General features: G+C 71.8%; 20 protein-coding genes. 11 read left to right on the top strand and 9 right to left on the bottom strand.

Annotated elements, in window-relative coordinates:
• Positions 1–114: 114 nt before the first annotated feature.
• On the bottom strand, positions 115–510 hold the full coding sequence (gene sodN, locus STRTU_RS11285) for a superoxide dismutase, Ni (protein WP_159743422.1): 396 nt from the start codon (positions 508–510) through the stop codon (positions 115–117).
• Positions 511–666: 156 nt separating this feature from the next.
• Here sodN and sodX point away from each other — a divergent pair, with 156 nt between their 5' ends.
• Entirely contained in the window at positions 667–1,131 is a 465-nt protein-coding gene (sodX, locus tag STRTU_RS11280) for a nickel-type superoxide dismutase maturation protease (RefSeq protein WP_159746841.1), read from the top strand.
• Here the strand turns inward: sodX and STRTU_RS11275 are convergent.
• Positions 1,035–1,664, bottom strand: coding sequence for a CGNR zinc finger domain-containing protein (locus tag STRTU_RS11275; protein ID WP_159743421.1), 630 nt, complete (start codon positions 1,662–1,664; stop codon positions 1,035–1,037). The two genes, sodX and STRTU_RS11275, sit on opposite strands and share 97 nt — an antisense overlap.
• A gap of 94 nt (positions 1,665–1,758) precedes the next feature.
• Here STRTU_RS11275 and STRTU_RS11270 point away from each other — a divergent pair, with 94 nt between their 5' ends.
• Positions 1,759–2,520: a class I SAM-dependent methyltransferase gene (locus tag STRTU_RS11270; RefSeq protein WP_159743420.1), complete on the top strand. Its 762-nt coding sequence runs from the start codon at positions 1,759–1,761 to the stop codon at positions 2,518–2,520.
• 80 nt (positions 2,521–2,600) lie between these two features.
• On the opposite strand, the gene STRTU_RS11265 is transcribed toward STRTU_RS11270, so the two are convergent.
• From STRTU_RS11265 to STRTU_RS11255, 3 genes are all read right to left on the bottom strand, one after another.
• Complete coding sequence (locus tag STRTU_RS11265) at positions 2,601–3,353, bottom strand: amino acid ABC transporter ATP-binding protein (protein WP_159746840.1); 753 nt, start codon at positions 3,351–3,353, stop codon at positions 2,601–2,603.
• 50 nt (positions 3,354–3,403) lie between these two features.
• The gene (locus STRTU_RS11260) at positions 3,404–4,336 is read right to left on the bottom strand and encodes an amino acid ABC transporter permease (protein WP_159743419.1); all 933 of its coding nucleotides are present in this window, start codon (positions 4,334–4,336) and stop codon (positions 3,404–3,406) included.
• A 62-nt stretch (positions 4,337–4,398) separates the two neighbouring features.
• Positions 4,399–5,370, bottom strand: a complete 972-nt coding sequence (locus STRTU_RS11255) for an ABC transporter substrate-binding protein (protein ID WP_159743418.1) — start codon at positions 5,368–5,370, stop codon at positions 4,399–4,401.
• A gap of 529 nt (positions 5,371–5,899) precedes the next feature.
• On the opposite strand from STRTU_RS11255, the gene STRTU_RS11250 reads away from it, so the two are divergent.
• The 5 genes from STRTU_RS11250 to STRTU_RS11230 all read left to right on the top strand — a co-directional run bounded on the left by STRTU_RS11250 (position 5,900) and on the right by STRTU_RS11230 (position 9,801).
• Entirely contained in the window at positions 5,900–7,123 is a 1,224-nt protein-coding gene (locus tag STRTU_RS11250) for an NAD(P)-dependent malic enzyme (RefSeq protein ID WP_159743417.1), read from the top strand.
• Between the two features lie 146 nt (positions 7,124–7,269).
• Positions 7,270–8,232 (top strand): zinc-binding dehydrogenase, encoded by a 963-nt coding sequence (locus STRTU_RS11245; protein ID WP_159743416.1) that lies wholly within the window; start codon positions 7,270–7,272, stop codon positions 8,230–8,232.
• Between the two features lie 75 nt (positions 8,233–8,307).
• Complete coding sequence (locus tag STRTU_RS11240) at positions 8,308–8,928, top strand: HutD/Ves family protein (protein ID WP_159743415.1); 621 nt, start codon at positions 8,308–8,310, stop codon at positions 8,926–8,928.
• Between the two features lie 100 nt (positions 8,929–9,028).
• A complete protein-coding gene (locus STRTU_RS11235; RefSeq protein ID WP_018087470.1) occupies positions 9,029–9,238 on the top strand; it encodes a helix-turn-helix domain-containing protein in 210 nt (69 codons plus the stop codon).
• Positions 9,238–9,801 (top strand): Clp protease N-terminal domain-containing protein, encoded by a 564-nt coding sequence (locus STRTU_RS11230; protein WP_159743414.1) that lies wholly within the window; start codon positions 9,238–9,240, stop codon positions 9,799–9,801. The genes STRTU_RS11235 and STRTU_RS11230 overlap by 1 nt, the downstream gene beginning before the upstream one ends.
• Before the next feature lie 103 nt (positions 9,802–9,904).
• Here the strand turns inward: STRTU_RS11230 and STRTU_RS11225 are convergent, their stop codons facing one another.
• A complete protein-coding gene (locus tag STRTU_RS11225) occupies positions 9,905–10,786 on the bottom strand; it encodes an SCO6745 family protein (protein ID WP_159743413.1) in 882 nt (293 codons plus the stop codon).
• A 361-nt stretch (positions 10,787–11,147) separates the two neighbouring features.
• Between STRTU_RS11225 and STRTU_RS11220 the strand changes: the two genes are divergently transcribed.
• On the top strand, positions 11,148–12,311 hold the full coding sequence (locus tag STRTU_RS11220) for a serine hydrolase domain-containing protein (protein ID WP_159743412.1): 1,164 nt from the start codon (positions 11,148–11,150) through the stop codon (positions 12,309–12,311).
• Between the two features lie 79 nt (positions 12,312–12,390).
• Here the strand turns inward: STRTU_RS11220 and STRTU_RS11215 are convergent, their stop codons facing one another.
• Entirely contained in the window at positions 12,391–13,605 is a 1,215-nt protein-coding gene (locus tag STRTU_RS11215; protein ID WP_159743411.1) for a PadR family transcriptional regulator, read from the bottom strand.
• Between the two features lie 2 nt (positions 13,606–13,607).
• Positions 13,608–14,540: a DUF4097 family beta strand repeat-containing protein gene (locus STRTU_RS11210; protein ID WP_159743410.1), complete on the bottom strand. Its 933-nt coding sequence runs from the start codon at positions 14,538–14,540 to the stop codon at positions 13,608–13,610.
• Between the two features lie 195 nt (positions 14,541–14,735).
• Here STRTU_RS11210 and STRTU_RS11205 point away from each other — a divergent pair, with 195 nt between their 5' ends.
• Positions 14,736–15,176 carry a hypothetical protein gene (locus tag STRTU_RS11205; protein ID WP_159743409.1) on the top strand — a complete coding sequence of 147 codons (441 nt, stop codon included), beginning with the start codon at positions 14,736–14,738 and terminating at the stop codon, positions 15,174–15,176.
• Positions 15,177–15,278: 102 nt separating this feature from the next.
• On the opposite strand, the gene STRTU_RS11200 is transcribed toward STRTU_RS11205, so the two are convergent.
• Complete coding sequence (locus STRTU_RS11200; protein WP_018087464.1) at positions 15,279–15,461, bottom strand: DUF6104 family protein; 183 nt, start codon at positions 15,459–15,461, stop codon at positions 15,279–15,281.
• Between the two features lie 153 nt (positions 15,462–15,614).
• Here STRTU_RS11200 and STRTU_RS11195 point away from each other — a divergent pair, with 153 nt between their 5' ends.
• Complete coding sequence (locus STRTU_RS11195; RefSeq protein WP_159743408.1) at positions 15,615–16,064, top strand: CU044_2847 family protein; 450 nt, start codon at positions 15,615–15,617, stop codon at positions 16,062–16,064.
• Complete coding sequence (locus STRTU_RS11190; RefSeq protein ID WP_159743407.1) at positions 16,064–18,139, top strand: VMAP-C domain-containing protein; 2,076 nt, start codon at positions 16,064–16,066, stop codon at positions 18,137–18,139. The genes STRTU_RS11195 and STRTU_RS11190 overlap by 1 nt, the downstream gene beginning before the upstream one ends.
• The last annotated feature ends 275 nt before the right edge of the window (positions 18,140–18,414 follow it).

Raw genomic sequence — 18,414 nt, 5'->3', positions numbered from 1 at the left:
AAGAAGACCGCACCCGCTCCGTCATGCACGCCCTACGAGGCGGCACGCGGACCGGGTGCGGACAGTTGGCCGAGGTGACCCGCGAAACCGCAGGTCAGACGGCACAGCCAGAGGTCAGGCCTTCTTGGTCTCCCAGAAGATGCGGTCGATCTCGGCGATGAGTTCCAGCGCCTTCTCGCCCGTCTTCGGGTCGTTGGAGCCCTTGGCGGCGCTGAGGGCCTTGAGGGTGTCGTTCACCAGCTGGTGCAGCTGCGGGAACTTCTCGAAGTGCGGGGGCTTGAAGTAGTCGCTCCACAGCACCGAGACGTGGTGCTTGGCCAGCTCGGCGCGCTGCTCCTTGATCAGGACGGCGCGGGTGCGGAAGTCGGCGTCCTCGTTGGCCTGGTACTTCTCCTGGACGGCCTTGACGGACTCGGCCTCGATACGGGCCTGGGCGGGGTCGTACACACCGCAGGGCAGGTCGCAGTGGGCGCTGACCTTGACCTTGGGGGCGAACAGGCGGGAAAGCATGTTCAGTCCTTCCTCGTGATCGTCTTCTCAGGTGCGAGATTACTCGGTGCAGGAAGGCTTTTCTCGGGCGGGCCGGGGGTCTTAGGGCAAAAGTCCGGTGGCGTGCTCGGACTGTTGGAGGATGGGCCGGTGAGCAGGACGGACCGGGAGGTACGGATGCCGGAGCGGGTGCATGAGCGCGAGCCGGAGCGGGGCGCGGGCGCGGGGCAGGAGCGTGGCGGGCTTCTGCGTGCCTTCGGGCTGGCCGAGGTGTACAACCCGTCGATGGTGCCGACGCTGCAGCCCGGCGACCAGCTGGTGGTGCGGTACGGGGCGGTGGTGCGGCCCGGTGACGTGGTCGTGCTGCGGCATCCGTTCCGGCAGGATCTGCTGATCGTCAAGCGGGCCGTGCAGCGGCGGGACGGCGGCTGGTGGGTGCAGGGGGACAACCCGTTCGTCGAGAACGACAGCCGGGAATTCGGGGTGGTTCCGGACGAACTGGTCATCGCCCGTGCCTGGGTGCGGGTGCGGCCGCCGCGGGGGATTCAGCGGTCGGTGGCCGGGGTGCTCTCCTGGGTGGTGTCGGCGGTCCGGCCGGTGAGGGCCGCGCGCTCGTTCTCCAGGCGCTTGCGGGCGCGGTAGGCGGCGACATTGGCGCGGGTGGCGCAGCGGTCGGAGCAGTAGCGCCGGGAGCGGTTGGTCGAGGTGTCCAGGTAGACGTTGCGGCAGGGCCGCGCCTCGCAGATGCCCAGCCGGTCCACGCCCAGTTCGGTGAGGTGGAAGGCCAGGCCCATGCAGGCGGTCGCGGTGAAGCCGGCTGTCGCGTTGGCGGCGTGGTCGGCGATGTGCATGTGCCAGTCGGGGCGGCCGTTGTCATCGCGGAATTCGTGGCCGGAGATCTGCGGGCTGACCGGGAACTCCATCATCAGGGCGTTGAGCAGGTCCACGGCCAGTACTTCGTCGCCGGCGTCGGCGGCCTCGAAGACGGCGCGCAGCCGGGCGCGGACCGTACGCAGCCGCGTGACGTCGCTGTCGGTGGCGCGCCGGGCGGCCTGCTGGGCCGGACCGAAGAGATCCCTTACGACCTCGACCGAGGTGAGGGTGTCGGTGCCGCGCTCGGGCTGTTCGGTGTTGACCAGTCGCACGGCATAGTCCGAGTAATAGGTCAGTTCCACTTGTAGTCCTTACGGGCGGAGGCTAAGGTTCGGGTGCGTTCCTGTAGTAAGGGGTGTCCTCACTACGAGGGTATTACGGCCTGGAGGGGAAGCGATGACCGAGTCCGTTGTCGGCGCCGATTGGCAAGCGTGGCAGAACAGTTGGGACCGCCAGCAGGAGTGGTACCTCCCCGACCGCGAGGAGCGGTTCCGGGTGATGCTGGACATGGTCGAGGCACTGGTGGGTCCCGAGCCCCGGGTACTGGATCTGGCATGCGGTACGGGCAGTATCTCCGACCGGCTGCTGAAGCGTTTCCCCAAGGCCGAAAGTGTGGGCGTCGATCTGGATCCCGCGCTGCTGGCCATCGCGGAAGGGTACTTCGAAGGCGAGCCCCGGGTCCGCTTCGTACGGGCCGATCTCAAGGACCCCCACTGGACGGCGAAGCTGCCGCACGACTCATACGACGCGGTGCTCACCGCCACCGCGCTGCACTGGCTGTACAGCGAGGATCTGCGCGCGCTCTACGGGCAGCTCGCCGGGCTGGTGCGGGACGGCGGGGTCTTCATGAACGCCGACCACATGCCCGACGAGGGCACCCCGCGGATCAACGCCGCCGAGCGGGCCTTCCGGCATGCCCGCCAGGAGGCGGCGAAGGCGGCCGGTGCCGTCGACTGGGCCGAGTGGTGGCAGCTGGCGGCCGCCGACCCGCGGCTGGCCGCGCCGACCGCCGAGCGCTTCGAGATCTACGGCGAGCATGCGGACGGCGACACCCCGTCGGCCGCCTGGCACTCCGCGGTGCTGCGCGATGCGGGCTTCGCGGAGGCCCGGCCGGTGTGGGCCTCGCCCACCGACGCGCTGGTGCTGGGCCTGAAGTAGACCGGCCCGGCGGCACATACGCGCGCCGCCCCGGCGGAACCTCCACCGGGGCGGCGCGCACCGCGTCCGCTGACCGCGCGCTACAGCACCTTCGACAGGAACGACTTCGTCCGCTCGTGCTGCGGGTTGCCGAGGACCTCGCGGGGATGGCCGGATTCGACCACCACCCCGTCGTCCATGAAGACCAGCGAGTCGCCGACCTCCCGGGCGAAGCCCATCTCATGGGTCACGACGATCATCGTCATCCCGTCCGCGGCCAGGTCCTTCATGACGTCCAGGACGTCACCGACCAGCTCCGGGTCCAGCGCCGAGGTCGGCTCGTCGAAGAGCATCAGCTTGGGCTCCATCGCCAGCGCACGGGCGATGGCCACGCGCTGCTGCTGGCCGCCGGAGAGCTGCGAGGGGTAGTTCCCGGCCTTGTCGGCGAGGCCGACGCGGTCCAGGAGCTTGACCGCCCGTTCCCGGGCGGCGGACTTCGACTCGCCCTTGACCTGGATCGGCGCCTCCATGATGTTCTCCACCGCGGTCATGTGCGGGAAGAGGTTGAAGCGCTGGAAGACCATGCCGATATCGCGGCGGCGGGCGGCGACCTCCTTGTCGCGCAGCTCGTAGAGCTTGCCGTGCTGCTCGCGGTAGCCGACCAGTTCGCCGTCGACCGACAGCCGCCCGGCGTTCACCTTCTCCAGGTGGTTGATGCAGCGCAGGAACGTCGACTTGCCGGAGCCGGACGGTCCGATCAGGCAGAACACCTCACGGGGCTGGACCTCCAGGTCGATGCCCTTGAGGATGTGCGCCGCGCCGAAGGACTTGTGGACGCCCTCGGCCTTGACCATCGGGCCGCCGCTGCTGCCCGCGGCCTTGGTCGTCGTGAGCTTGCTGGCGGTCATGCGACCCCTCCACGGTTGAAGCCGCCGGACAGCTTTGCCTTGGCGCGCTGGAGCGGAGTGAGCGGGAGCTGGCGGCTGGAGCCACGGGCGTAGTAGCGCTCCAGGTAGTACTGGCCGATGCTGAGCACCGTGGTGGCGATGAGGTACCAGGCGGCCGCGAGGATCAGCATTTCGACCACGACGCCGGAGTCCCGCCCGACGTTCTGCGCCGCCTGCAGCAAATCGTAGTACTGCACGGCGATGACCAGCGAGGACGTCTTCAGCATATTGATGACCTCGTTGCCGGTCGGCGGCACGATCACCCGCATCGCCTGCGGCACGATGATCCGGCGCAGCGTTTTGGCGTGGCTCATGCCCAGCGCGTGCGCCGCCTCGGTCTGGCCCTCGTCGACCGCGTTGAGGCCGGCCCGGCAGATCTCCGCCATGTACGCGGCCTCGTTGAGGCCCAGGCCCAGCAGCGCGCACAGGAACGGGGTCATGAAGTCCGACCACTCGTCCTTGTAGATCGGCATGATGTCGATGTACTGGAAGACGAGGCCCAGGTTGAACCACAGGAACAGCTGGACATAGACCGGCGTACCGCGGAAGAACCAGACGTAGAACCAGGCGACCGTCGAGGTGACCGGGTTCTTGGACTGGCGCATCACGGCCAGGATCACCCCGCCGACGATGCCGATGATCATCGAGAGCACGGTGATCAGCAGGGTGTTGCGCAGGCCCTTGAGGATGTCCGCGTTGAACATGTACTGGGGGATGGCGTCCCAGTTGACGTCCGCGGTGGCGAAGGCCCTGCCGAGCAGGAGGATCAGCCCGATGACGACGATCGCCGCCACCCAGCGTCCGTAATGGCGTACCGGGATGGCTTTGAGGGACTGGGGCGGCGGAGCATCGGCCGGCGGCTGTGCCGACTTGTCGACGTCAACTGACACGGGTGTTGCCTTTCAGCATTCGGCGGGAGGTGCGCGGGGCGGACGGGGCGGCGTGCGGCGGCTCAGCCGCCGTTGAGCTGCACCTTCTTGACCGCGGCATCCTTGACGTCCCACTTGTCCAGGACCTTGGCGTACGAGCCGTTCTTGATCGTGGCTTCCACGGCGGCCTGCAGCGCGTCCCGCAGCCGTTCCTGGCCCTTGGGGACCGCGATGCCGTACGGGGCCGCCTTCAGCGGCGCGCCGCCGACCATCTGGAAGTCCTTGCCGCCTCCGGAGACCTTCACCGCGTACGCCGCGACCGGGTAGTCGCTGGAGACGGCGTCCACGCCGCCGGTACGCAGCCGGGTCTGGGCCTCGGAGTCGTTGTCGAACGCCTCGATCGAGATCGGCTCCGAGTCGTTGGACTCACAGGCCTTCGACTTGTCCTTGGCCAGGTCGTGCGAGACCGTGCCGCGCTGCACCGCGATCTTCTTGCCGCACAGCGTTTCCCAGCCGTCGACGCCGTTGGTCTTGCCCTTGCGGGTGTAGAGCGAGACACCGACGTTGAGGTAGTCGATGAAGTCGACGCCCTTGCCGATCTTCTTGCCGGTGTTGCTGTCGATGCCCTCCTGGCGCTCCTTGGTGTCCGTCATCGCCGACATCGCGATGTCGTAGCGCTTGGACTTCAGGCCGCCCATGAGGGTGTCGAAGGTGGCGTTGTTGAAGTTGAGCTTGATGCCCAGCTCCTTGCTCATCGCCGCCGCGAGATCCGGGTCGATGCCCTCGATCTTGCCGTTGGAGCGGAACTCCACCGGCTTGTAGGTGATGTCCGAGCCGACCTGGAGGAAGCCCTTCTCCTGGACGTCCTTGGGCAGCTTCTTGAACAACGGGGCGTGAACATTGCGGGTCTTCTTCGCCTCGCGCTTGGCGATGGCCTCATTCGTCTGGTCGCCGCAGGCGCTGAGCAACAGCAGCGAGGCGGCGACCGCGGTCGCGGCGGCCACGGCTGTACGAGACCTGCCGGCGGCCGTGCGACGGGTGGTGCTTGCGGTCATGCTGAGCCTCCTGCGGTGGAGAAGCTGACGTGACAAAAGGGCCGGCGGCACACCTTCGGGCGTCGCGACCTCGGTTGGTGACGGAATCCTGCCATCCGCACTCCGGTATTCGGACTGTCGTTCAGGTCAAAATCGGATAACGGACGGAGACGGCGAGGTGGCGGGCGGGTGCCACAAGGACCTCATGCGCCGCCGGACCGTACCGGCGGCCCGGACCGCCCCGGGCCGCGCGGAACCCGGAGAGCCGGGGCGGGGGCTCTTCTGCGGTTTTTGTGTATTTCGCGGTTATTGTCGGAACTCTGAACCCGAGAGTAATGAATCTGACTCGTCGGGGCGCGCGCCCGTCAGGTAGAAAGGTGCGTTACACCCCTCATCCGGGGCTCAGGGCGCGTGTGCGGCGCGCCCGGCGTCCGTACCTCCCCCCGCGCGGCAGGCATCTGCTGCGCAGGGCGCGGACGCGGTGCCCGCCCACCCCTCAACCAGGGAGTGGCCACCCTCAGCAGATTTACGAATAAAAGGGGTATGACAAGTGGCAGCGGAGATCGTCAATCCTCGCAGCGACGGCAATTCCGGTGCGGACGCGGGTAGTGCGCCCGACGGCGCCTTCGACCCGGCCTTCGCGCTGCATCGCGGCGGCAAGATGGCCATTCAGGCAACCGTGCCGGTCCGGAACAAGGACGACCTGTCCCTCGCCTACACACCGGGCGTCGCCAAGGTGTGCAGCGCCATCGCCGAGCAGCCCGAGCTGGTGCACGACTACACCTGGAAGTCCCAGGTCGTCGCCGTGGTCACGGACGGCACCGCGGTGCTGGGCCTGGGCGACATCGGCCCGGAGGCCTCCCTCCCCGTGATGGAGGGCAAGGCCATCCTCTTCAAGCAGTTCGGCGGTGTGGACGCGGTGCCGATCGCGCTCGGCACCACCGACACCGACGAGATCATCGAGACCGTCGTCCGGATGGCGCCCTCCTTCGGCGGGGTCAACCTGGAGGACATCTCGGCGCCGCGGTGCTTCGAGATCGAGCGCCGGCTCCAGGAGCGCCTGGACATCCCGGTCTTCCACGACGACCAGCACGGCACCGCCGTGGTCACCCTGGCCGCGCTGCGCAACGCCGCCAAGCTCACGGACCGTTCGCTCGGCCAGCTGCGGGCGGTCATCTCGGGGGCCGGTGCGGCCGGTGTCGCCATCGCCAAGATCCTCATCGAGGCGGGCATCGGAGACGTCGCGGTCTGTGACCGCAAGGGCGTCGTCTCCACCGACCGCGGGGACCTCACGGACGTCAAGCGTGAGGTGGCCGGCTTCACGAACAAGGGCCGGCTGACCGGCTCGCTGGAGGACGCGCTGGACGGCGCCGACGTCTTCATCGGGGTCTCCGGCGGCACGGTGCCGGAGGAGGCGGTGGCGAAGATGGCGAAGGACTCGCTGATCTTCGCGATGGCCAACCCGACCCCGGAGATCCACCCGGACATCGCGCACAAGTACGCGGCCGTGGTGGCCACCGGACGCAGCGACTTCCCCAACCAGATCAACAATGTGCTGGCCTTCCCGGGCATCTTCGCCGGTGCCATGCAGGTGCGGGCCTCGCAGATCACCGAGGGCATGAAGCTCGCCGCCGCCGAGGCGCTGGCCGCCGTCGTCGCCGATGAGCTCAGCGCCGACCGGGTCATCCCCTCGCCGTTCGACGAGCGGGTCGCACCGGCCGTCACCGCCGCCGTCGCGGCCGCCGCCCGCGCCGAGGGCGTGGCACGCCGCTGACCGCGACCCCGCACGGGGCGCACACCCACGGGCCGGGCCCGCACCTCTCACGGGGTGCGGGCCCGGCCCGTTGCGATGGCACGGCGCGGCGCGTGTCACACCCCCGCGCGGTACCGCAGCGCCCGGCCGCGGCCTAACTTGGGATCATGTTTGCTGCCTACGCCGCCCGTATCGACCGTGACCAGCCGCTGAACGGCCTCGAATTGGGGGAGCGCCCGGCCCCCGGCGAACGTCCCGGCTGGACGACCGTCAACGTCAAGGCCGCCTCCCTCAACCACCACGACCTGTGGTCGCTGCGCGGGGTGGGCATCACCGAGGAGACGCTGCCGATGATCCTCGGCTGCGATGCCGCCGGGGTGGACGCGGACGGCAACGAGGTCGTCCTGCACTCCGTCATCGGGCAGACCGGCCACGGCGTCGGCCCCAAGGAGAAGCCCTCCATCCTCACCGAGCGCTACCAGGGCACGTTCGCCGAGCAGGTCACCGTCCCCTCCTGGAACGTGCTGCCCAAGCCGAAGGAGCTGTCCTTCGAGGAGGCCGCCTGTCTGCCCACCGCCTGGCTGACCGCGTACCGGATGCTGTTCACCAACGGAGGCGTACGGCCCGGGGACAGCGTTCTGGTGCAGGGCGCGGGCGGCGGGGTGGCGACCGCCGCCATCGTGCTGGGCGCCGCGGCCGGGCTCCGGATCTTCGCCACCAGCCGGGACGAGGCCAAGCGCAAGCGCGCCCTGGAGCTGGGCGCCGAGGCGGTGTTCGCGACCGGTGAGCGGCTGCCGCAGCGGGTGGACGCGGTGATCGAGACGGTCGGCGCCGCCACCTGGTCGCACTCCGTCAAGTCGCTGCGCCCCGGCGGCACCCTGGTCATCTCGGGCGCCACCAGCGGCTTCACCCCGAAGAGCGGGGAGCTCAACCGGATCTTCTTCCTGGAGCTGAAGATCGTCGGCTCCACGATGGGCAGCAAGGAGGAGCTGGCGTCGCTGCTCAGCTTCTGCGCGGCCAAGGGCATCCGGCCGGTCATCGACTCGACGCTGCCGCTGGACCGGGCGCGTGAGGGGTTCACCAAGATGGCGCAGGGCGAGCTGTTCGGCAAGATCGTGCTGACTGTCTGACGGGCGGGCGGCCTGGCGGGCGTACGGCCTGACGGGCCGACGGGCCGGCAACTCCTCATCGGAAGGCTGCGGAACATGCGGATCCTGCGGGCGGCGGGGCGCCCCGCCACGCCATGGAGCAACGGCGGCGGGGTGACCCGGGAGGTCGCCGTCCACCCGCCGGGCGCCGGCTGGGACACCTTCGCCTGGCGGGTCAGCCTGGCGGACGTCACCCGGGACGGGCCGTACTCCCCGCTGCCCGGTGTCCGGCGGATCCTCACCGTCGTCGACGGCGCCGGGCTGGAGCTGACGGTGGACGGCACCACCCGGCTCCTCCCGGACCGCTGCCGCCCGTTCGCCTTCCCCGGCGGCGCGGACACCGGCTCCCGGCTGCTGGACGGCCCCGTCGTCAACCTCAATGTGATGCTGCGGGAGGGGCGGGCGGACGCGACGGTGGAGATGGTGCGGGGGAGCCGGGTGGTGGAGCCGGTCCGGGGGGCGTACGGCGGTGGCGCCGACGGTCCGGAGGCCGTACTGGTCGTGGCCGTCGAGGGGGAGACCCGGCTGGGTGCGGCCGGTGAACCCGCGGTGCGGCTGGCGCGGTTCGACGCGGCGCTGGTGGCGGGGCCGGATGCGGGGCCCGTCGAGCTGTGGACGGAGGGTGTTGCGGCGGTGATCGCCCTGGCCGCCGCCGATCCTGCCCGGCCTGCGGGCTGATTCCCCCGCGTCCACTCAAGTGTGCTTGCTTCAGGCCGAGTTGTGCCCAGCGTGTCAATGATGGTTGACGCCTGAGGGGTGTCAACGTACATTGACGTCTATGACCGAAGCAACGGATCTCGCCGAGCGGGCCGGCGATCGGGACCCCAGGGTCGGGCTCCGCGCCGTGGCCGCGCTCCGTCGGCTGCTGGAGCAGCTCGAAGCCGTGCAGGTGCGCAGCGCCCGCGCGCAGGGCTGGTCATGGCAGGAGATCGCGGCGGAGCTGGGTGTCAGCAGGCAGGCAGTGCACAAGAAGCACGGGAGGCGCTGATGTTCGAGAGGTTCACGGCCGGGGCGCGCGCGGTGGTGCGCGGCGCGGCGGAGCAGGCGGATCGCGGCGGAAGCGGCACGATCGGCGAACCGGAGCTGCTGCTCGCGCTGCTGGAGCGGACGGACTCACCGGCCGCCGGGGTGCTCGCCGCGCTCGGTGTCCACGAGCGGCGGGAGTCGGTGGCGGACGCCCTCGCGGAGGTGCGGCGGCGCGGCGGGGTCTCGACGGCGGACGCGGCGGCGCTGGCCGGGATGGGGATCGATATCGACGCGATCGTGGCGCGGGTGGAGGAGGCCCACGGGGTGGGCGCGCTGGCCGCCGACGGGACGGCCGGGCGCCGGAAGCGGGTGCGCCGGCCCTTCACCGCCGAGGCGAAGGCCGTACTGGAGCGCGCCCTGCGGATCGCGGCCGGCCGGGGCGAGCGGTCGCTGGGCGATGAGCATCTGCTGCTCGCGCTGACCGCCAGGCCCGGAGCGGCCGCCGCGGTGCTCGCCGATCACGGGGTGACCCATGACGCGGTGGTGCGGTTGCTGGACGGGGTGCGGGGCAAGCGGGCGAGTTGAGCCGGGTGGGCGGGCAGGCAGGTGGGCCCGGTGGGCCGGGGGGTGTAGGGGGCGCCTCATGGCCGTCGGCGGCCCCCGTGTGGTGGCCCGGCTGTGCCCGCCCCTACGGGTAGCGGACCTTCACCCTCCCGATGCCCAGCGTGCTGTGCCGCGGAAGATATCCGGCCTCGAAGACCGCGGCGAGCAGCGGGTGGAGCAGGTGGGCCAGCCGTTCGGCGCGGGAGTGGCCCAGTGCCCGCCATGGTCCGGCCGCCAGCCGGTCGGTTGTCCGCTCGATCGCCTCGCGCTCCTTGTGGGCGCGGTCGGTCGCGGTGCCGTCCGGGGCGATCCAGCCACGGGCGGCGAGGCGGTGCCGGGCGTCGCTCCACTCCTGGGCGCTCCAGCCGCGCCCCACGAAGTCGGCGGCCGGTGCGGCACCGATCGCGGCGAACGACACCAGGGCCTCACAGGGGTCGAGTTCGCAGGTCAGCAGGGCCGCCAGATGGCCGTCGCCGCGGTGTTCACGGAGGACGGTCGCGGCCTGCCAGAGCACCAGATGCGGCGCGTCCGGCCAGGGCAGATCGCGGTTGGCGGCGGCCAGCGGGCGGGCGGCGGGACCGGCGTTCTCGGCGGCCTGGCGGGCCAGCCCGGCCGCCTCGGTGAGCTGTGCGGTGGTCAGCCGGCCGTCGACGAGGGCGGTCAGCGCACGGTCCATCGCCAGCAGCCGGGCGTCCAGCACCTTGGCCGGTTCCGCGACGGTCCAGATCCGTGGGAGGTAGCGGGAGATCATCCGCGGGCTGAAGGTGTAGTACGTCGCGGCGACCAGTTCGGGCCCGGCGGCGCCCAGCGGAGCCGTACGCCAGGCGAAGTAGCTGGGCCAGCGGGACGCCACGTCATGGCCGAGGTCGGCGGCTATCTGGCGCGCCTCGGGGGCGAAGTACAGCGTGGCGTGCAGTGGCTCCAGCAGGTGCCACATCCGGCGGGCGACCGAAAGGTATTCCGACATCGCTTTACCTCATGGCCTTCACGATGCGTGCGCAGACGGGAGACATGGACCGTGGTCCGGAACACGGCCGCCGGTCCGCGGAATCGGGCAGCTGGGGCTCCCTGGAACCCGGTGCCGGGCGAAAAGCCGTGCGAAGTAGTGACTTCCCCGATTACGCCGCGTGAATCCCGGCCGTAGATGGCAACTGTGGGTAACACACGGCCGGTTGGGGAGCTTCCGGTTCCGGTCGCCGCGGGCCCGGTGGCCGGAACGCACCGCGGACCGGAAATTCGGTCGAACGCGGGCGGCCGCGCACGTACGGTGACCGGCCGGGGGCCCGCGGGGCCGGTGCCGCACCACGCGAGGAAGAGAGCAGCAGCTGATGCCACAGCAGGGATGGGCCGACGAGGGGTTCGGGGCCGTCGCGGACGCCTTCGCCCGGAACTTCGCCGAGGGCCGGGAACTCGGCGCCGCCGTGGCCGTGTTCGCGGACGGGCGCAAGGTCGTCGACCTGTGGGGCGGGACCGCCGACGACCGGACCGGGCGGGCGTGGGACGCGGACACCGTCCTGCCGGTCATGTCCCTCGCCAAGGGCCTCCTCAGCGTCTGCGCCCATCTGCTCGCCCAGCAGGGGACGCTGGACCTCGACGCCCCGGTGGCCCACTACTGGCCGGAGTTCGCCCAGGAGGGCAAGGAGCGGATCACCACCCGGATGGTGCTGTCCAACACCGCCGGAATCCCGCTCGCCGAGCGGCAGTTGACCTTCGAGGAGCTGACCCGGTGGACGCCGGTGATCCGTGCCCTGGAGGAGCAGCCGCCGCTCTATGAGCCCGGCACCGCGTACGAGTACCACGCGCACGCCTTCGGCTATATCGTCGGCGAGCTGATCCGGCGGCTGACCGGCCGTACGCCCGGCGGTTACTTCCGCGAGGCCATCGGCGACGCGCTGGGGCTGCGGACCTGGATCGGGATGCCGCAGACGGAGGTGCCGCGGCTGGCCCGGCTCGCCGAGGCCGAGGGGCGCTCCCCGATGCCGAGCGCCGATCTGCTGCCCATACGGGCCCTGACGATGAACGGCGTACTGCCCTTCCCCGGTCTCGACGATCCGCACGGCTACAACTCGCCCGCCCTGCTGACCGCCGAATTCCCCGCTGCGGGCGCGGTCTCGACCGCACGCGGGCTGGCGGCGCTGTACGCGGCGGTCGCCACCGGGGTGGACGGCGCCCCGCGGCTGCTCGGCGCCGACACCGTGACCGACGCGGTCCGGCAGCTGTCGGGCGGTGCGTCCTGGTCCGGGTTCCCGGACCTCGGCGCCCGCTGGGGGAGCGGCTTCCTCGTCGACGCGCCGTTCCGCCGGCTGCTCGGCGCACGGTCCTTCGGCAACAGCGGGGCGGGTGGTCAATTCGCCTTCGGTGATGATGAGTTCGGCGTGGGGTTCGCGTATACCGCCAACCTGATGGGGGCCGGTGACGACCCGCGGGTCGATCGGCTCATCGGGGCGCTGCGGGGGTGTGTCGGGGCACCGGAGCCGGTGGCCTTGAGCTGAGCGGCGGGGCGGGCGGCCATGGCGGGGCGGGCGCCTCAGGGTGCGCCCGCCCCGCCATGGCCGGCCCGGCCCCGTCGGCTCAGTCGTCCCGCTCGGTGCGGGACGCGTACTCCTCCGGGTGCCGCAGCAGCGCGCCGATATGGGCGGCGGCCGTCGACAGTCGGCGGCGGGACTCCTTGAGCTGTGCGGCCGTGACGCCGTGGTCGCGTGCCGCGTCCCGCAGATCGTCGCGGAAGCGGTCCAGGAGCCGGTCGAAGTCGCGGGCGGGGTTGTCACCGGCCGGTTCCTTCGCCCACTCCGGGGCCGGTGGGGCCTCCGCCGCCGCGTCCTGCCCGGGGGCCTCCCCGGGCTGATCGACGCGCTCGACGGTGACCTCGGTCCCGGTGTCCTGACCGGCCCGTTCGGCCGCGCCGGTCTCGCCGTTGCTGCGTCCGGCCGCGCCCGCCTCGCCGTCACCGCGCCGGGCTTCCGACGGCGCGCCGGTGAAGCGGCCGACCTCGCGGGACACCTCGGACAGCGCCTCGCGCACCGCGCCGGACCAGTCGCCCGAGCGCACCGCCCCCTGGGCCTGCTCCTGCACCCGCTTGAGGACCCGCTGGACCTCCTCGCGCGCGAACACCTGGGCGTCCCTGGCCTGCTTACGGGCCCGCTGGGCATCCTGCTTGGCGCGCCGGCTCTCCTCCTTGGCCCGGCGGGCCTGCTCCTTCCACTCCTCCTTGGCGCGCCCGAACTCCTCCTTCGCCTGCTGCCAGGACTCCTTGTCGCGGAACAGGCCGTCGAAGTAGTCGGCCGCGTCCTGGAACGGCCGCTCCCCGGCCCCGTGCCCGGCCCCGTGTCCGGCCTCGCGCCCGGCGTCCGCCGTCCCGTCGCCGGTCCGCCCGGCCCCGGCGGAGCCTCGGGCGTCCCTGCGGGCCTGCTGGGCGGCCTCCCGGATCTCGCGGCGCAGATCCCGCGCCGAACCGCTCACGTCCTCCCGGATGTCGGAGGCGAGTGCGGCGACCGACTCCCGGATCTCCAGTTCGAGCTCGGCCAACTCGCCGCCGCGATCGGCGAGTTCGGCCCGTCCGGCGTCGGTGAGCGAGTAGACCTTGCGGCCGCCCTCGGTCGTGTGGGTCACCAGGCCCTCGGCCTCCAGCTTCGCCAGCCGGGGGTAGACCGTGCCGGCGGAGGGGGCGTAGAGGCCCTGGAAGCGCTCCTCCAGGAGACGGATGATCTCGTAGCCGTGCCGCGGGGCCTCGTCCAGCAGCTTGAGCAGGTAGAGGCGGAGGCGGCCATGGGCGAAGACGGGGGGCATGCTCAGAGCACCTTCTTTGCGGCGGACGGGTCGATGGGGGAGTCCCCCTGCGGGCCGCGGGCCGGGCCGCCGCCGGGGTCGTCCGGCCAGGGTTCCCCGTCCTCGAAAGCGGGGCGGCGCAGCAGGGCCAGACCGCCGGTGACGGTGGTGACCTTGAGGGAGCCGGTGCCCGCGCCGAGTGCGCCGGTGATCCTCTTGGCTCCCCACTGGCCGGTGACCCGCAGATCGTCGAAGGCGTTGGAGACCGTGCCGCTCGCGGTGTTGGCCTCCACCTTGGCGTCGGCCGGGTCGGGCAGCCGGATGGCGACCTCGCCGGAGACCGTGGTCAGGGCGATATCCGTGCCCTGGGCGGGGTCCAGGTCGAGCACCATGTCGCCGGTGACGGAGTCCGCGCGCACCGCCCCGCCCGCACCGTCGAGGACGGTCAGATCCCCCGAGACGGAGTGGAACCGCAGATCGCCGGTGACCGACTGCACCTCGACATTGCCGGAGACGGTGTCGGCCCGCACCGGGCCGGTCAGTCCGACGAGCGTGGCGTCACCGGAGATACCGCGGAGGTCCGTACGCCCCGAGATACCGGAGATCACCGCGCCGGCCCCGACCACACCGACCTCGACACGGGTACCCGCCGGCACCGTCACCGAGATCACCGCGCCGCGGTTCCATCCCTTGCGCTCCAGGAACTTCAGAAAGCCCTTCCAGGGCAGGTCGTCATAGCCGACCGAGAGGGTGCCCTGGTCACAGGAGACGGTCAGCGGCGGGCCGTGCAGCTCGCTGATCTCGACGCGGGCCGGGCCGCCGTCCGTGGTGCCGACGACGTTGACGGTGCCGCCGACCACGCGCACGTTCACGGCGTCGAAGGGGTCGGCGATCTCCAGCGTCCCCGGCTCGGCCACCTGCCTCGGGTACCGCGACCACTCGCTCCGGGCTGACATTCCTGGCCTCCCCTGGATAACCGCGCAACGCAACATATCGCGTTCCTTGGGGACACGATATATCGCGGATTGCGGAAGTCAAGCGCCCGTATCGAGGGTTGATCACCGCCGCAGGGGTGCAACCGCACGCCGTGGAACGGGAGTCCTAGCCGGTGACCATCGATGTCATGGCGTATGCCACAGAGGAGTTGAACTGTGCGTAAATCCACGGGGATGATCTCGACGCTGGTACTCGGTGCCGCCCTGAGCGTGCCGGTCACCGCCGCCCAGGCCGCCCCTGTTGCCCCCGCCGCCCCGTCCGTGTCGGCCGCCGCGTCGTGCCACGGGCTGATCGCCAAGTCCTACTCGCTGAACAACAAGGCCATTTCGGCGAGCGGCGCCCGCAGCTACAAGAAGGCCGCGGGGTACAACCACTCGACCCGGGGGAAGATCGTCGATGCCAAGTACGCGTGCCGGCACGCGCACCACGCGGATCGGATCCGCGCGGCCCTCGACGGCGCCCATAACGGGACCGAGGGTGCCGAGCACCACAACAAGCAGGCGTACATCGAGCACGACCGGCGGGCCGGTCGCGCGGCCCTCAACGACGAGTACGACGTGAAGAACGACCTGCGCAAGGCGCTCCACTACTCCTGATCTCCGGATCGGTCACGACGGTCCGCCACCCATCCGGGGGCGGACCGTCCGCGCAGGACCGGCCACCGGGGAGCGGGCGCACCGCGGCCCCTCCCGGGTGGCCTATTCGTCCTCGTCCTCGTCGTCCAGGCGGGCCAGCCAGGTGGCCAGCCGCTCCACCGGTACCTCGAAGTCCGGATTGAGATCGACGAACGTCCGCAGCTGGTCGGCCACCCACGCCAGGGTGACCTCCTCCTCGCCGCGCCGGTTCTCCAGCTCCTCGATGCCACGGTCAGTGAAATACACGCGCTCTCCACCAGGGGTCATGGGTGATTCCCGGCCAGGATAGGCAGGCTCACGGACCTCTCGCGCCACAGACGGCCGACGGCTAGCCTGATCACCTGTCAACGGTCCTGCGGCAATTGGGAAATTGCCGCCCACGGGGCGCAGGAGGCCGTGATGCAAGATCGCGCACAGCGCATCGAACTTCCCGACGGTACGGAAGTCTGGGCCCGGGTCTCCCGGCTCGACACCCCGGAGCCCGACGGGGCGGACGACGCGGACGGGGAGTTCGAGGACGTCGGCGCCTGGGACGCGCTCGGGGCCAGGGTCGAAGGGCTCCGCGAGGTGATCGGCGGCGTCGCCACCAGCGTCCGCCAGGCCACCGAGCGGGTCGCGCCGCACGAGACCAGTGTGACCTTCGGCGTGGAGCTGTCGGCCAAGCCGGGCAAGGCCGTCGCCCTGCTCGCGGACGGCGAGGCGAAGAGCAACCTCTCCGTCACCCTCACCTGGCGGCGCGAGGACCGGACGCCGACAGGGGGCGAGCCGCACGGGGAGCCCACGGCCGACCGCCGTCAGAACGGGGCGCCCACGGCCGACCGCCGGGAGCCGGACGATTCGAGCCGCTGATGCCGACCTCCGAGGACCGGACCGCCGGCCGCGCCCACTACACACAGCTCCTCGACCACGCCGGACGCACCACCGTCGCCCTGCGCCCCGCACCGGGCACCTCCGGCGCCCGGCCGTGGGGCAGCGGGGTGCTGATCGCCCCGGGATGGGTGCTGACCTGCGCCCATGTGCTGGCGGCGAGCGACGGACGGCGACGCGACCTGGGCCCGGACGGGGTCCTCGGTGTCACCTTCGACGGCCGGGTGGTGCCCGCCCGGCTCGTCTATGACCTCAGCCGTCCCGGATCGGACGCCGGGCCCGCCCCGGACGTCGGGCACGCCGCGGCCCGCGCCGATCTCGCCCTGGTCCGGCTGCTCGACCCGGAGACCGCGCACCCCTGCGCCTGGCTCAGCGATCAGCCGGCGACGCTCCTGGAGGACGCCTACATCTTCCGCGGGCATGACGAGTCCCCCGTCGACCCCTTCATCGCCGTCCGCTTCGGTGCCCGCGACGCCCGGGGCCTCCAGTTCGGCAGCGATGTCCGGGTCACACCGGGGGCCTCCGGCGGGCCGCTGCTCGACTGTGACCGCGGCGAGGTGGTCGGCATTGTCAAGGGCCGCCACCAACAGGACCACGTCGGGCTGGCGGTGCCGGTCACGGCGCTGCGCGGGCTGGGGCCGGAACACCTGGTCGAGGGCGCCGCGGGTGCCGAGGGCCTGGGGCCCGACCCGTATCACGCGCTGATGAGCCTGCATGACCGCTGGCACTGGGCCGGTCAGGAGCTCGGCCGCGCCGCCGGGCCCACCTGGTTCGACGCCCAGCACACGATCATGGCGGGCCGGGGCCGGCTGTGGGGCGTACAGGAGCGGCTGCAGGCGCTGGACCTGCTCGCCCGGCTGCCCGCACCGCGCGATCCACTGGTGGTGGAGGCCGCAGTCGGCGAGGTGCTGGAGCGCGGCGAGCGGCCCGGAGCCTGGCTGCTGCGTACCTGGCGGGACGGCCATGGCGCCCTCTACCAGGGCAGCGACCCGTACACGGAGCTGCGCGCCTTTGTGCACTATCTACGGATCGTGGCGCAGCGGACCGCCGACGAGGTGCGCGACGCACCGGGCGACGAGGCCGCCGGGGTACGCGAACAGGCCGCCAGGCTCGCGGAGTTCGTGCAGGCCAAGGCGGTGGTGCTGCAGCCGCAGGACCGCCGGAGGATAGGGCCGGTACGCCGTCGGCCGCGCTCCGTGCTCGTCGAGTTCGAGCCGCTCTTCTATGACGAGGGCGGCTCGGAGCTGTTCAACTGGTCGGTCAGCGAGGGCTACGGCCAGGGGCAGTGGCTGCGGGTGGACGTCCAGGAGTCGGCCGGCGGGGTGCCGTTCGAGCAGGCGCGGGAACAGGTGCTGCGGCGGCTCGGCGGGCGGCTGCTGCGGGCCGACGGCGACGCCGGGCCGGGCGCCCGGGTACGCCTGGAGATCGCCGTCCCCGAAGGGCGCTGGGACACCGCGGTGGGCCAGTGGGAGGTGGCCGCCTCGACCCGGCGGACCGCCCGGCTGCGGCCGGTGGGCCCCGGGCGGGCGGTGATCCTGCGCGACCAGGGGCGGCGCGAACAGGTCGACCCGGCCTGGCTGCGCCGCTGGCAGGGCCTGGCCGCCGCCCGGGAGCTGGAGGCCCTGCGCATCCCGCCGCGGCCCGGCGCCGACGCCGGGACCGGCTCCGCCGAGGCGATCTGGCGGCTGCTGGAGACGGCCGGTGACGGTGCGCTGCCGGCGCTGTGCCACACCGTCGCCGACGGGTTCGGCCGGGACGCGGTCGGCGTCGCCCTGGACACCGGTTTCCCGGCCGGGCTGTGGCCGGCCCGCGGGCACGGCGAGGAGCGGGACTGCGACGCGGGCTGCGAGGAGTTCCACCGCGGGGTGCGGGAGCTGCTCCAGGGTTCGGGTGGGGTGACCCGGCTCCCCGAACTGGTCCGGCAGCTGCGGGCCAAGGCCACGGAGGCCGCGGAGGAGGGCACACACTGGGCACGCGATCTGGTGCTCCTCTACGACGACCCGGAGGACCCGATTCCGCCGCTCTTCACGGACCGCCCCCAGGTGTCGCCGCGATGAGCGGTACGGGGCGCCGCCCCCTGACGCTCCGGGCGCCGTGTACGCCCCGTACACCTCGCACGCGCCCGGTGTCCGTCCCGTCGGCATCCGCCCCTCGTGCGGCAAGTCACGCCCTGTACCTGGCACTTGGGCGCCCGTCATGCCCTCGGGGGAGACCGGAAACCGCCCCGTGTGCTTCCTTCCGGGTGAGTACTGTCATAGCGTCGTGGAAGACTTGTTCGTGAGGACGCGACTGCGTGAGGGTGGGTGGCGGACGCGGGGGGAGGCCGAGCGAA

Source organism: Streptomyces tubercidicus, from assembly GCF_027497495.1.
Classification (GTDB): Bacteria; Actinomycetota; Actinomycetes; order Streptomycetales; family Streptomycetaceae; genus Streptomyces; species Streptomyces tubercidicus.
This window is presented reverse-complemented; position numbering and strand designations above follow the sequence as displayed.